The 14,564-nt window shown below is 61.1% G+C and carries 11 protein-coding genes; 9 read left to right on the top strand and 2 right to left on the bottom strand.

Annotation, left to right across the window (positions count from 1 at the left end):
- Positions 1 to 41: 41 nt before the first annotated feature.
- The 4 genes from NHU87_RS02435 (at position 42) to NHU87_RS02450 (ending at position 4,767) form a co-directional block, all read left to right on the top strand.
- Positions 42 to 1,391 carry an APC family permease gene (locus NHU87_RS02435; RefSeq protein ID WP_253545266.1) on the top strand — a complete coding sequence of 450 codons (1,350 nt, stop codon included), beginning with the start codon at positions 42 to 44 and terminating at the stop codon, positions 1,389 to 1,391.
- A gap of 119 nt (positions 1,392 to 1,510) precedes the next feature.
- On the top strand, positions 1,511 to 2,527 hold the full coding sequence (locus NHU87_RS02440) for an arginine N-succinyltransferase (RefSeq protein WP_253545268.1): 1,017 nt from the start codon (positions 1,511 to 1,513) through the stop codon (positions 2,525 to 2,527).
- Positions 2,528 to 2,588: 61 nt separating this feature from the next.
- Positions 2,589 to 3,623 carry an arginine N-succinyltransferase gene (gene astA / locus NHU87_RS02445; protein WP_253545270.1) on the top strand — a complete coding sequence of 345 codons (1,035 nt, stop codon included), beginning with the start codon at positions 2,589 to 2,591 and terminating at the stop codon, positions 3,621 to 3,623.
- A gap of 274 nt (positions 3,624 to 3,897) precedes the next feature.
- On the top strand, positions 3,898 to 4,767 hold the full coding sequence (locus NHU87_RS02450; RefSeq protein WP_253545292.1) for an isocitrate lyase/PEP mutase family protein: 870 nt from the start codon (positions 3,898 to 3,900) through the stop codon (positions 4,765 to 4,767).
- Between the two features lie 215 nt (positions 4,768 to 4,982).
- Here NHU87_RS02450 and NHU87_RS02455 read toward each other — a convergent pair whose 3' ends face one another.
- Both NHU87_RS02455 and NHU87_RS02460 read right to left on the bottom strand, forming a co-directional pair.
- Complete coding sequence (locus NHU87_RS02455) at positions 4,983 to 6,224, bottom strand: M20/M25/M40 family metallo-hydrolase (protein ID WP_253545293.1); 1,242 nt, start codon at positions 6,222 to 6,224, stop codon at positions 4,983 to 4,985.
- Between the two features lie 216 nt (positions 6,225 to 6,440).
- Positions 6,441 to 7,514 (bottom strand): diguanylate cyclase, encoded by a 1,074-nt coding sequence (locus NHU87_RS02460; RefSeq protein WP_253545294.1) that lies wholly within the window; start codon positions 7,512 to 7,514, stop codon positions 6,441 to 6,443.
- Positions 7,515 to 7,988: 474 nt separating this feature from the next.
- On the opposite strand from NHU87_RS02460, the gene NHU87_RS02465 reads away from it, so the two are divergent.
- The 5 genes from NHU87_RS02465 (at position 7,989) to hglS (ending at position 14,452) form a co-directional block, all read left to right on the top strand.
- On the top strand, positions 7,989 to 8,918 hold the full coding sequence (locus tag NHU87_RS02465) for an alpha/beta fold hydrolase (RefSeq protein WP_253545295.1): 930 nt from the start codon (positions 7,989 to 7,991) through the stop codon (positions 8,916 to 8,918).
- Between the two features lie 245 nt (positions 8,919 to 9,163).
- Complete coding sequence (glcD, locus tag NHU87_RS02470; RefSeq protein WP_253545296.1) at positions 9,164 to 10,663, top strand: glycolate oxidase subunit GlcD; 1,500 nt, start codon at positions 9,164 to 9,166, stop codon at positions 10,661 to 10,663.
- The gene (gene glcE / locus NHU87_RS02475) at positions 10,663 to 11,712 is read left to right on the top strand and encodes a glycolate oxidase subunit GlcE (protein ID WP_253545297.1); all 1,050 of its coding nucleotides are present in this window, start codon (positions 10,663 to 10,665) and stop codon (positions 11,710 to 11,712) included. The genes glcD and glcE overlap by 1 nt, the downstream gene beginning before the upstream one ends.
- 1 nt (position 11,713) lies before the next feature.
- Entirely contained in the window at positions 11,714 to 12,931 is a 1,218-nt protein-coding gene (gene glcF / locus NHU87_RS02480) for a glycolate oxidase subunit GlcF (protein ID WP_253545298.1), read from the top strand.
- A 129-nt stretch (positions 12,932 to 13,060) separates the two neighbouring features.
- On the top strand, positions 13,061 to 14,452 hold the full coding sequence (hglS, locus tag NHU87_RS02485) for a 2-oxoadipate dioxygenase/decarboxylase HglS (protein WP_253545299.1): 1,392 nt from the start codon (positions 13,061 to 13,063) through the stop codon (positions 14,450 to 14,452).
- Positions 14,453 to 14,564 lie beyond the last annotated feature (112 nt).

The following is a 14,564-nucleotide window of genomic DNA, read 5'->3' on the forward strand; positions in this document are numbered from 1 at the left end:
TCGCAGCGTGCAGCTGCTTTCATATCAAGGAGAAGGGCTTCATGGAAATAGAAGAATTCGGCTACAAGCAAGAGTTGAAACGTAGCCTGTCGCTGACGGATCTGGTGGTGTACGGGATGATCTTCATGATCCCCATCGCCCCGTTCGGCGTTTATGGTTACGTCAACGCCGAAGCGCCGGGGATGGTGCCGCTGGCCTACATCATCGGCATGGTGGCGATGCTGTTCACCGCCCTCAGTTACGGCAGCATGGCCCGGGCCTTTCCGATTGCGGGCTCCGTGTATTCCTACGCACAACGCGGCCTCAACCCGCATGTCGGGTTTATCGCCGGTTGGCTGATGCTGCTCGATTATTTGCTGATTCCGCCGCTGCTCTACGTCTACGCGGCGATGGCGCTGAATCATTTGTACCCGGACATCCCGAAAGTCGGCTTCATCCTGGCCTTTCTGGTCAGCGCTACCTTCGTCAACTTGCGAGGCATTACTTTCACCGCGCGGATGAACATCGTCTTTCTACTGGCGCAACTGGTGGTGCTGGGGATCTTCCTGTTCTATGCCTGGACTGCCCTGCACAACGGCGGCGGTAACGGCCAACTGACCCTGGCGCCGCTGTATAACCCCGAGACATTCAACTTCGCCCTGCTGATGCAAGCAGTGTCGATTGCGGTGCTGTCCTTCCTCGGTTTCGATGCGATTTCCACCCTCGCCGAAGAGATCAAGGGCGACCCGGGCCGCAGCGTCGGCAAGGCTGCGCTGATCACATTGCTGGTGATGGGCGTGATCTTTGTCGTGCAGACCTGGATTGCCACCGATCTGGCCGCCGGCTTGGGCTTCAAGTCTGCCGACACTGCGTTCTATGAAATCGCCGAAATCGCCGCCGGCAGTTGGCTGGCAACCCTGACTGCTGTGGCCACCGCCCTGGCCTGGGGCGTCGCGGTCGCAATCACCTCGCAAGCGGCGGTTTCGCGCCTGCTGTTCGGCATGGCGCGGGACGGCAAACTGCCGAAAGTGCTGGCCAAGGTGCATCCGAAACACAACACGCCGTACATGAGCATCTATCTGGTGGCGGTGCTGTCGCTGGTGATCTGCTACCTGTTCATCAACTCGGTGGACACCCTCACCTCTCTGGTGAACTTCGGCGCCCTGAGCGGCTTCATGTTGCTGCACCTGACCGTAATCAACTATTACTGGCGTCGGCAGAAGTCCGGCCAGGTGATCCGTCACCTGCTCTGCCCGGTGATCGGCTTCATAATCGTCGCGGCCATCATGTACAACATGGGCGTCGATGCACAGAAACTCGGCCTGATCTGGATTGCCCTGGGGCTGGTCTATCTATTCTTCCTCAACAAACTGGGTGCCAGCACGGTCCTACCCGACCCGAGCAATGGCTGACAAGAAAAAGAGCAGCGTCTGACATGAATTCAGGCGACTGCCGCTTTAACGCGTGGAAACCGACAGTGATAGTCAGGTTCGGTGCAAATCGCCGAACCCTTTGATACAGGAGTACATCCATGCTGGTCTTACGCCCAGTGGAGTTAACCGACCTGCCCCAATTGCAGCAATTGGCGCGCGACAGTCTGGTGGGGGTCACGTCCTTGCCGGATGACACCGAACGCCTGCGCGAGAAGATCCTCGACTCCTGCGCTTCGTTCGAGAAAGACGTCCAGGGGCCTGGCCCGGAGAACTATTTCTTCGTGCTGGAAAATCTCACGACTCGCTGTCTGGTCGGCTGCTCGGAAATCCTCGCCACCGCGGGGTTCAGCGAACCGTTCTACAGTTTGCGCAACCGCCATTTTACCAGTGCCTCACGGGAGCTGAACATCGAGCACGGAGTGCCGGCGTTGTCGTTGTGCCACGACCTCAGCGGTCATTCTTTGCTGCGCGGTTTCCATATCGACACAGCGCTGGAACGCACGCGGTTTTCCGAGTTGCTGTCCCGGGCGCGGCTGTTGTTCATCGCCGCCCACGAGGCGCGCTTTGCCGAAGCGGTGATCACCGAGATCGTCGGTTACAGCGACGAACAGGGCCAGTCACCGTTCTGGGACGCGCTGGGCAAGCATTTCTTCGACCTGCCCTATGTCGAAGCCGAGCGGCTCTGTGGTTTGCAGAGCCGGACGTTTCTCGCCGAACTGATGCCGCAATACCCGATCTACGTACCGATGCTGCCCCCAGCGGCACAAGCATGTATCGGCCGGATTCATCCCGACGGTCAGGAGGCCTTCGACATTCTTGAGCGCGAAGGCTTCGAGACCAACAGCTACATCGACCTGTTCGACGGTGGCCCGACGTTGTACGCACGCACCTCGAACATTCGCTCCATCGCCCAGAGCCAGATTGGCACGGTGCACCCTGGCTCGGCCATCGATGCGCGCGGCAGCTACTTGGTGAGCAACGATTCGTTGAAAGGTTATCGCGCCATCGTCGCCGAACTGGACTATCGCGCCGGGCAACCCGTGGCCTTGAGCGCCGAGATGTGCGCGGCCCTGAATGTGACCGACGCCAGCGCGATCCGGTTGATCGCCCTGTGAGCCACCACCGGCCCCATGCCCAACGACAGCGCCCGAACATGCGTGAAGAAGGAGCTGCATCATGATTGTCCGCCCGGTTCAAGTCACCGACCTGCCCGCCTTGCTGGATCTGGTGCAACGGGCCGGCCCCGGGTTCACCACCCTGCCGGCCAATGAGGAACGCCTGACCCACCGAGTGCGCTGGGCCCAGCGCACCTTTGCCGAACAGGTCGAGCGCGCGGACGCCGATTACCTGTTCGTGCTTGAAGACGACGATCAACAAGTGGTCGGCGTCAGTGCCCTGGCGGGAGCCGTCGGCCTGCGGGAGCCCTGGTACAACTACCGGGTCGGGCTTACCGTCAGCTCGTCGCCGGACCTGGGTATTCAGCGCCAGATCCCCACGTTGTTCCTCAACAACGAAATGACCGGCCAATCGGAAATCTGTTCGCTGTTTCTGCGACACGATCAACGTCATGGCAGTAATGGTCGATTGCTGTCGCTAGGGCGCCTGCTGTTCGTTGCCGAGTTCCCCCACCTGTTCGGCGACAAGCTCATTGCCGAACTGCGCGGCAGTGCCGACGAACAAGGCTGCTCGCCGTTTTGGGACAGCCTGGGCCGGCACTTTTTCAAGATGGATTTCAGCCATGCCGATCATTTGTCGGGGCTGGGCAGCAAAGCATTCATCGCTGAACTGATGCCACGCCAGCCGCTCTACACCTGCCTGCTCACCGAACAGGCCCAGGCGGTGATTGGCAAGCCGCACCCGAACACTGAACCTGCATTGAAGATCCTCACGGCCGAGGGGTTTGCTCATAAGGGTTACATCGACATCTTCGACGCCGGCCCGGTGATCGAAGCCCCGGTGTCGAGAATCCGCACGGTGCGAGACAGCCAACGCCTGGAACTGGCTATCGGCACGCCCGACGATCAGGCGCCGGTGTGGCTGATCCACAACCGCCGCCTGGAAAACTGCCGCATCACCACCGCCCAGGCGCGGCTGATCGGCAATAGCCTGATCGTCGACCGGCTCACCGCCAAGCGCCTGCAACTGCAACCCGGCAACTCGGTCCGCGCCGTGCCGCTGCGCAACCGACAGCAGCAGGCGGTGGCGGCGTGATCATGTAGCACTTGCATGGCATCCGATCCGTGATGGCGAGTGCTACGCACTCGAACGCAGCCTTCGGCAGCTGCTACAAGGGATCGTGTCGAAGTCAGGAATCGTGTCAATCCGGCTTAAAAGGCATCACCCACCAACACCCTGTATGCCGATCACTGCATACCCCATGCAAATTCGTCATCATTGTTCACCCGCCCGCGTGATAGCCTTTTGTCCCTTCGGCGTTGACACTTTTGCTCAAGCCCTTCCATTCCCTTGTGTTGGTGGAACTCATATGTCCAGGCTGTCTCATCAAGATTTACGCCGTAATTTCCGCCAACTGTTCGCTTCCAACACCTGCTATCACACCGCGTCGGTCTTCGACCCCATGTCGGCACGCATTGCCGCTGATCTGGGTTTTGAAGTAGGAATCCTCGGTGGTTCGGTCGCATCGTTGCAGGTGCTGGGCGCCCCCGATTTTGCGTTGATCACCCTGAGCGAGTTCGCCGAGCAGGCTACCCGCATCGGCCGCGTGGCCCAATTGCCGGTGATCGCCGACGCCGACCACGGCTATGGCAACGCACTTAATGTCATGCGCACCATCGTCGAGCTCGAACGCGCCGGCATCGCCGCACTGACCATTGAAGACACCTTGCTGCCCGCGCAATTCGGCCGCAAATCCACTGACCTGATCGGAGTTGCGGAAGGCGTCGGCAAGATTCGCGCAGCTCTGGAAGCACGGGTCGACTCGGAAATGGCGATCATTGCGCGTACCAATGCCGGGATCCTGCCGGTTCAGGAAATCATCAGCCGCACCCAGCAATACCAACAGGCCGGGGCAGACGGAATTTGCATGGTGGGCGTGCGGGACTTCGACCACCTCGAACAAATCGCCGAGCACCTGAGCGTGCCGCTGATGCTGGTCACCTACGGCAACCCGCTGCTGCGCGACGACAATCGCCTGGCCGAACTGGGCGTGCGCGTCACCATCGACGGCCATGGCGCCTACTTCGCGGCGATCAAGGCCACATATGACAGTCTGCGCGAGCAACGCCAGATCTTTACTCAGGCGTCGGACCTGAACGCCACGGAACTGACTCACACCTATACGCAGCCTGAGGATTACATTCTTTGGGCGAAGGAATACATGAGCGTCAAGGAGTGAGGGTTGAGCTGAAATGATGGTGTGACGTCTTTCCATGATGCCGGTAAGTTAAGGCGCAGAACCTGTGGGAGCGTGGCTTGCCCGCGAAGAACGATGACGCGTAATACCTGAAAAACCGCTGCGCATTCTTCGCGGGCAAGCCACGCTCCCACAGGATTTTCGTCGCTCAAACTTCTTAGCTTACCTGCACCTGCATGGGAAGGTGATCCAGCCGATTACTTCTTGGTCAATTCCATAATCATCCGCGACAACAGATAAATCCTCGGCGCCACGCTCTCGACTTCGGCGTACTCCTCGGGTGTATGGATATTCCCGCCGACAATCCCGAACCCGTCCAGCGTCGGTGTACCCACTCCGGCCGAGAGGCTGGCATCCGCCGCCCCGCCGCTGCCTTCTTCGGTCAACTTGCGGCCGATTTCGCCGTAAATCCCTTGGGCCATGGCCATCAAGCGATCCGACTCCGCCGTTTGCGGCATCGGCGGCAAGCCGCGTTTCAGGGTGGTGGTGACTTCAGTTTCGGGAATCAGCTTGTCCTTGGAAACCCGCGCCAGGTCCTTCTCGATCCGGTCGAACTCTTCTGGCACCGCTGCCCGTACGTCAGCCTTGGCGGTGGCCTGATCCGGAATCACGTTGGTGCGATCCCCGGCATCGAGCACGGTGAAGTTGATGGTGGTTTTCTTCTGCGCATCGCCCAGTTTGCCGAGTTGCAGAATCTGGTGCGCGGCTTCCATCGCCGCATTGCGCCCCTGTTCCGGTGCGACGCCAGCGTGAGATGCCTTGCCTTTGACCTCGACCATGGCGGTGGCGCTGCCTTTGCGCCACACCACCAAACCATCGGCCGGGCGGCCCGGTTCGAGGTTGAGGGTCACGTCGTGGGCCTTGGCGGTTTTCTTGATCAGGTCGGTGGCGACGTCCGAGCCGGTTTCTTCGCTGGCGTCGAGCAGAAAGGTGATCTGCGCGTAGTCCTTGAAATCGAGGTTTTTTAGAACTTTCAGCGCATAGATCCCGGCGACGATGCCGCCCTTGTCGTCCATCACGCCCGGCCCGTAAGCGCGGCCGTCCTTGATCTGGAACGGGCGCGCGGCGGCGGAGCCTTCCTTGAACACGGTGTCCATGTGCGCCATCAGCAGGATTTTCGCCGTGCCGGTGCCTTTGAGCGTAGCCAGCACATGGTTGCTCTTGTCCGGGGTGTTGGGCACGAGTTCGATGGTGGCGCCGAGTTTCTTCAACTCTTCGATAGCGATGTCACTCACCTGGGTCAGGCCCGGTTCATAGCCGGAGCCGGAGTCGATGTTCACCAAGCGTTCCAGCAATTTAAGGGCTTCACCTTTGTACTGTTCGGCATCGGCGAGGACTTGTTTATGGGGTTCGGCGAAGGCTGCGGGGGTGAAGGCGCCGAGGGCGAGAGTCAGGCCGAGGCTGGTGGCCAGGAGGGAGCGAGAGAGATTGAACGTCATGAATCGATCCTTGTTTCGTGTCGGGGGTCAAAAATACCCTACCTGACTACGACGCAAGGCTCTACACCGGATGCGACCTGCACGAACCTCAATGACCACACATCTCCTGTGGGAGCGGGCTTGCCCGCGATAGCGGTCTGACAATCACAGCGATGTTGAATGTGCCGCCGTCATCGCGAGCAAGCCCGCCCCCACAGGGGATTTGTGGTGATTGGGTTACACCGAATCGAGCAACGCCTTATGCGGTTTACCGTCGCCGTGGCAGATGACGCGGTTGCGACCGGTGGTCTTGGCTTCGTAGAGCGCCTGGTCGGCGTCGTTGAGCCATAGGGTCGCGTCGTCGTGGGCCGGATTGAAGGCTGCCAGGCCGATGCTCAAACTGACTTTCAACGCCGGGTTCTGCTCGTAACCCAACGTGGCGAAACGATCCCGCAGCGCATCCATCGCCACAGCGGCGCGGTCCAGCGGCAGGTCCGGCAGCAGCACGCAGAATTCATCGCCGCCATAACGTCCAGCGACATCCGCTGCCCGCAGGTTCTGCTTGAGCATTTTGCTCAGTTGACGCAGGACGATGTCCCCGGCGACATGGCCGTAGGTGTCGTTGATGGTTTTGAAATGGTCGATGTCGATCAGCGCAATCGCCCCGCCCTGCTGCTGACGCTGGCATCGCTGGAATTCGACTTCCAGCTGATCTTTCCAGGCACCGTGATTCAGCAAGCCCGTCAGGCTGTCGGTGCGGCTCAGGGCCAATAGCTCGCGCTTGTGTCGGCCAAGGGTATGGGCCTGACGAAAGCAGATCCAGCCCAGCGCCATCGGATAAATCGACAGTAAAGGCAAACAGGCGTACAGCTGCATCGGACTGGTATGCGGGACAAAAGCCGGCATGAACACCAGTAACCCGAGGGCAATCCCAAGCAGTTGCGCGACGGCGCCCATCAACAGAAAACGCAAACCGCCGATGGCTACATTGTTCATCGCCATCATCGAAAGGGTCGCGGCGGTGGGCAGCGGGTTGAATTGCATGGCGGCCACCCAGAAACCGCCGAGAAACGCGTCCACCAGGATGTTGCGGTGTTCGGCACGAAAAGGAATTTCCGCCCGGCGCGCCCATTGCCAGGCCACATGCGGCCAGAGCAGCCCGTTGAGCAGCATCACTACCCAGACCCAAGGCGCCGGGTTGAGTGGATACATCCCTGCGCCGACACACAACAACCCAAGGGCCAAACCCAGGGTTCGCGACGCATACAGCCTCCTGGCCAGTGAAAGTCCTTTTCCTCCCTTTTTTTCCATAGAGGCCTCTGTACCACTGAACGGAGCCTGACAACGCACGGGTTGAAAGTGTGTTTGAAGTCTATCAGGGCAGCGGCAAATAGCCATCACCGGTTGGCGGTCTGAATCGCGTGGCATTGCCGTGAGCTGAATGCCCACTGTTTGGTCTATACATGAAGGGAGGGATCGATAAACAACGATAAAGAGGAGGCCTTTGTAGCAGCTGTCGAGCTTGCGAGGCTGCGTTCGGCGGTAGCAGCTGTCGAGCTTGCGAGGCTGCGTTCGGCTGCGCAGCAGTCGTAAATCCGGCTGACGCAGTTTCCCTGTTGCACCGCGAGCTCTGGTTTGACGACTGCTTCGCAGCCGAACGCAGGCTTCGCCAGCTGCTACAAAGAGTGTGTCGCGGTGGAATTGGATTTCAGTTATCACTCATTGACCCCGGCGCTCAAACCCGCCGACCACACTCTGTCCTGATCACTGCAAAGGAATAGCCTGATGCTTTTGCTGGTTGTCACTATCGCCGTCTTCGTGGCCTGGAGCTGGTTGAGCTACCCGGCCATCGGTTACTGGCTCTATGACTTGAACATGGCGCTGGAGGCCCGGCTGTACCGGTTGCACAAGATCATTGTGCCAATCCCCGAAATGACCGTTTCGACCTGGCAAGGCGGGCCTTACGAAGCCTCCAGCAGCGTGCTGATGCTGCACGGCTATAGCGCCGACAAGAACATCTGGCTGCGCTTCGCCCGGCATTTTGTCGATGATTACCGGGTGATCATCCCCGACCTCGCCGGCCATGGCGAAACCGGCTTCAAGGCCGGCGGTGGCTATGACATTCCGGTTCAGGCCAAACGGTTGATCCAGTTGCTCGATATCTGTGGGGTCGAAAAGGTGCACGTGATCGGCAACTCCATGGGCGGTTATATCGCGGCATGGCTGGCGGCCACTTACCCGGAGCGCATTGTTTCGCTGGCGTTGATCGATCCGGCAGGCGTCACCGCCCCGGAGCCCAGCGACATGGAGCGACACCTGGCTCGCGGGCATAACCCGTTTCTGATTCATTCCCGTGAAGAGTTCCAGCATTTTTATGCCATGACCATGGTCTCACCGCCATGGGTACCGGGGATCGTGCTGGACGCCGTCGCTCAACGCTATGAGCAGCAGCGCGACGAGCTGGAAGAAATCTTCAGGGACTTTCACGCTAGTCCGCCGATGGAGCCGAAATTGCCCGACATCAAATGCCCGGCACTGCTCCTGTGGGGGCGCAAGGACCGCTTGATCGACGTCAGCAGCGTACCGGTCTGGAGCAAGGGCATCGCCGATCTGCAGGTGGAAATCTGGGACGGTGTCGGCCATATGCCGATGGTTGAGCAACCGGCCAATACAGCGCGGTTGTATCGGGAGTTTCTGGAGACACATCGCTCATGAGCTCCCTGTAGCAGCTGTCGAGCTTGCGAGGCTGCGTTCGGCAGTAGCAGCTGTCGAGCTTGCGAGGCTGCGTTCGGCTGCGAAGCAGTCGTGAATCCGGCGAACGCAATTTGCCTGCTGCACCGCAGGTTCTGGTTTGACGACTGCTTCGCAGCCGAACGCAGCCTCGCAGGCTCGACAGCTGCTACGGGGATGTTCGGCAGATAATTCGGGGTGATGTTCCGCGATTCATATGAGGCGCGATCATGAACATTCTTTACGACGAACGCATCGACGGTGTTCTGCCGAACGTAGACAAAGCAGCGCTGCTCAAGGCCTTGCAGCAGGAGGTGCCGGACCTGGACATTCTCTGGCGCGAAGAAGAACTCAAACCCTACGAATGCGACGGCCTCTCGGCCTATCGCACCACGCCGATGCTGGTCGCCCTGCCCCGGCAGCTGGAGCAAGTGCAGGCGCTGCTCAGGCTTTGTCACGCCCGCAACGTGCCGGTGGTGGCGCGCGGGGCCGGCACCGGGTTGTCCGGCGGTGCACTGCCGTTGGACAAAGGCGTACTGCTGGTGATGGTGCGGTTCAACAACATCCTGAACATTGACCCCGCCGCCCGCACCGCACGGGTCCAGCCGGGGGTGCGCAACCTGGCGATATCCCAGGCGGCGGCACCGTTCGGTTTGTATTACGCGCCAGATCCGTCTTCGCAAATCGCCTGCTCCATCGGCGGCAACGTCGCGGAAAATGCCGGTGGCGTGCATTGCCTCAAATATGGCCTGACCGTGCACAACCTGCTGAAACTTGAAGTGCTCACCCTTGAAGGCGAACACCTGACCCTCGGCGCCGATTCACTGGACGCGCCAGGCTTCGACCTGCTGGCCCTGTTCACCGGCTCCGAAGGCTTGCTGGGGATCATCACCGAAGTCACCGTCAAACTGCTGCCCAAACCCCAGGTCCCCAAAGTCCTGCTGGCCAGTTTCGATTCCGTGGAAAAGGCCGGCCGCGCGGTGGCCGAGATCATCGCCGCAGGGATCATCCCGGGAGGCCTTGAGATGATGGACAACCTGGCGATCCGCGCTGCCGAAGACTTCATCCACGCCGGTTACCCAGTGGACGCCGAGGCAATCCTGCTGTGCGAACTGGACGGTGTCGAAGCCGATGTCCACGACGACTGCGAGCGGGTCCGCGAGGTGCTGCAACAGGCCGGCGCCAGTGAGGTACGCCAAGCCCGGGACGAAGCCGAGCGCGTGCGGTTCTGGGCCGGGCGCAAAAACGCCTTCCCGGCGATCGGCCGCCTCTCGCCGGATTATTACTGCATGGACGGCACCATCCCCCGCCGCGAACTGCCCGGTGTGCTCAAGGGCATCGCCAGCCTGGCGCAAGAATATGGCTTGCGCGTGGCCAACGTTTTCCATGCCGGTGACGGCAACATGCACCCGCTGATCCTGTTCGACGCCAATCAGCCCGGCGAACTGGAACGGGCCGAGGACCTTGGCGGCAAGATCCTCGAACTGTGCGTGAAAGTCGGCGGCAGCATCACCGGCGAGCATGGCGTCGGCCGCGAGAAAATCAATCAGATGTGCGCGCAGTTCAACAGTGACGAATTGACCCTGTTTCACGCCGTGAAAGCCGCGTTCGACCCCAAGGGCCTGCTCAACCCCGGCAAGAACATCCCGACCCTGCACCGCTGCGCGGAATTCGGCGCGATGCACATCCACGCCGGGCAGCTGCCGTTCCCTGAGCTGGAGCGTTTCTGATGCCGGACTTCGATGCCAGTGAAGCCCTGCTGGAGCAAGTCAAACAGACGCGGGAAAACGCCACGCCGTTGCGCATTCAGGGCGGTAACACCAAGGCGTTTCTGGGCCGTGAAGTGGCCGGAGAAATACTCGACACCCGCGCCCATCGCGGCATCGTCAGCTACGACCCGACGGAGCTGGTGATCAGCGTTCGCGCCGGCACGCCGCTGAGCGAACTGTTTGCCGCACTGGATGCAAAAGGACAAATGCTGCCCTGCGAGCCGCCGTCGTTCGGCGAAGGCGCCACTGTTGGCGGGATGATCGCCGCGGGTCTGTCCGGGCCGCGGCGCCCGTGGTCCGGTTCGGTGCGCGATTTTGTCCTCGGTACGCGGGTGATCAGCGGCCTCGGCACTCACCTGCGCTTCGGCGGCGAAGTGATGAAAAACGTCGCCGGCTACGACCTCTCGCGCCTGATGGTGGGCAGTTATGGCTGCCTCGGCGTGCTGACCGAAGTTTCGCTCAAAGTGCTGCCCAAACCCCGACAATGCTTGAGCATCAGCCTGGACATCGACTGCGCCCGCGCCTTGGACAATCTGGCGCAATGGGGCCAGCAACCACTGCCCATCAGCGCCGCCTGCCACGACGGTCAGCGTTTGTATCTGCGGCTGGAAGGCGGCGAAGGTTCGGTCGCAGCTGCTCATCAACGGCTCGGCGGCGAACCGATGGACTCCGCTTATTGGTCCGACCTGAACGAACAACGACTAGACTTTTTCAATGAGGGCCTGCCGCTGTGGCGCTTGTCATTACCCAACAACCTCGGGCCTCTGGACTTGCCCGGTGAGCAACTGATCGACTGGGGCGGCGCGCAACGCTGGTTGAAATCCGCGGCCGACAACATTCAGTCGCGAGCCCTTGAACTAGGCGGCCACGCCAGCTGTTTCAGCCATGGCGTCAGCGACACGCCCTTCCAGCCGCTGGCCCCGGCACTGCTGCGCTATCACCGGCAACTCAAGGCGCAACTGGACCCGCTAGGGCTGTTAAACCCCGGGCGGATGTACGCGGAGCTTTAGCATGCAAACCAATCTCAGCGAACAGTCCAAACGACTGCCCCGCGCCGAAGAAGCGGACAAGATTCTGCGCACCTGCGTGCATTGCGGGTTCTGCAACGCCACCTGCCCGACCTATCAATTGCTGGGCGACGAACTGGATGGGCCGCGCGGGCGTATCTACCTGATCAAGCAAGTGCTCGAAGGCGCTCCCGCCACGGCCAAAGCCCAGTTGCACCTGGATCGCTGCCTGACGTGCCGCAACTGCGAAACCACCTGTCCGTCCGGGGTGGATTATCACAACCTGCTGGACATTGGCCGTGCCGTGATCGATCAAGCGGTGCCGCGCCCGGCCAGTCAGCGACTGTTGCGCCAAGGGTTGCGGGCATTGGCGCCGAACCCGAACCTGTTCAAGACCTTGCTGCAGATCGGCGCCACATTCCGGCCGTTGCTGCCACGGGGCGTTGAGGCAAAATTGCCCCACAACGTCCCCGCCTCAGGCGAGCGCCCTGCCCCTCGGCATGCTCGCCGGGTGCTGATGCTCGAAGGCTGCGTGCAGCCCGGTCTGTCGCCGAACACCAATGCCGCGACGGCGCGGGTGCTGGATCGGCTGGGGATCAGCGTGATCCCCGCACCGGAAGCCGGCTGCTGTGGCGCGCTGGACTATCACCTCGACGCCCAAGCCATGGGCCTGGACCGCGCCCGACGCAACATCGACGCCTGGTGGCCGCACCTGGAAAACGGCGCCGAAGCCATCGTGCAAACCGCCAGCGGCTGCGGCGCGTTCATCAAGGATTACGGGCATCTGCTGGAGCGCGATCCGGTTTACGCGGACAAGGCCCGGCGGGTCAGCGAACTGGCGCTGGACCTGGTGCAAGTACTGGCCGATGAACCTTTGGAAAGGGTTTGCGCAGCCACCGACCGACGAATCGCCTTCCATTGCCCCTGCACCTTGCAGCACGCGCAGAAACTCGGCGGCGCGGTAGAGGCCGTGCTGACCCGATTGGGCTTCAATCTCACGGCAGTGCCCGACAGCCACCTGTGTTGTGGCTCGGCGGGCACCTACTCGATCACCCAACCGGAACTGGCCCGGCAACTGCGCGACAACAAACTCAACGCCCTGGAAACCGGCCACCCCGAGGTCATCGCCACCGCCAACATCGGTTGTCAGAGCCACCTCAACAGCGCCGGACGAACGCCGGTCAGGCACTGGATCGAACTGGTGGACCAAGTGCTGCGATAAACAAACACTCCTGCGTTGCAAGAACAGTCCTTTGCAGAATGAAGTTCGTCAGAAACTTCGTTTGTCGGCGCCGCCGAAGGCTGCGATCTTTTCCGGCATCCGTTACGTCACTGCGCCAGGAAACTTTTCATGAGCCATCCGAACTTCGTCAGCCCTGACCTGATCCGCCAACGCTTCTCCAAAGCGATGTCCGACATGTACCGCGAAGAAGTGCCACTGTACGGCGCGCTGATGGAACTGGTGGAACAGACCAATCGCCACGTGCTGGACAGCGACCCGCAGATCGCCCGACAGCTGCACAGCACCGGCGAAATCCAGCGCCTGGACCTGGAGCGCCACGGTGCGATCCGCGTCGGCACCGCCGCTGAACTGGCGACCCTCGCCCGCCTGTTTGCGGTGATGGGCATGCAGCCGGTGGGCTATTACGACCTGACCCCGGCCGGCGTGCCGGTGCATTCCACCGCATTCCGTGCCGTGCATGAAGCCGCGTTGCAAGTCAGCCCATTCCGGGTATTCACCTCGCTGCTGCGCCTGGAACTGATCGAAGACGCCGAACTGCGGGCCTTTGCCCAGTCGGTGCTGGACCAGCGTTCGATCTTCACCCCGGCGGCACTGACCCTCATCGAACGCGCCGAAACCCAAGGCGGCCTGACTGAATACGAGGCGCAGGATTTCGTCGCACAAGCCTTGGAAACCTTCCGCTGGCACCACAGCGCCACCGTCACCGCCGAGCAATACCGGCAACTCAGCGCCCAGCATCGACTGATCGCCGACGTGGTAGCGTTCAAAGGCCCGCACATCAATCACCTGACGCCACGCACTCTGGACATCGACATCGTCCAGGCGCAGATGCCCGCCCATGGCATCACCCCCAAAGCGGTGATCGAAGGCCCGCCCCGCCGCCAATGCCCGATCCTGCTGCGTCAAACCAGCTTCAAGGCGCTGGACGAGCCGATTGCTTTTACCGATCAAGCCGAAACCCGTGGCAGCCACAGCGCCCGCTTCGGTGAAATCGAGCAACGCGGCGCGGCGCTCACCCCCAAAGGCCGGGCGCTTTACGACCGTTTGCTCAACGCTGCCCGGGATGAACTCAAGGACTTCCCCAACGAAGCCAATGCCGCACGCTACAACGCGCTAATGGCACAGCACTTCGGCGAATTCCCTGACACCGTCGAGGACATGCGCCAACAGGAACTGGCGTACTTTCGCTACTTCGTGACGGAAAAAGGCCTGGCGGCGGATGGGCTGAAAGGCACGTCGCTGGAGGATTTGCTCCAAGGCGGCTATGTGCGGGTTGAACCGCTGGTGTACGAAGATTTTCTGCCGGTCAGTGCGGCGGGGATTTTTCAGTCGAACCTAGGGGATGCGGCGCAAACCCACTATGGCGTGCCTTCAAACCAGCAAGCGTTCGAAAAGGCCTTGGGAAGGTCGACGATTGATGAGTTGGGGCTGTATGCCGAGACGCAGCGGCGGTCGATCGAGGAGTGTTTTGCGGCACTGGGTTTGAACGTTTCCGAATAAGCGTGATGACCGCAAAAAAGATCGCAGGCTTCGCCAGCTCCTACAGGGGCGGGTACATCCGTTATATCGCGGTTGTACACAGAGATTGTGGGCACCCGTTGTATGACGGTTG

This window comes from Pseudomonas mandelii, assembly GCF_024138395.1.
Lineage (GTDB): Bacteria > Pseudomonadota > Gammaproteobacteria > Pseudomonadales > Pseudomonadaceae > Aquipseudomonas > Aquipseudomonas mandelii_E.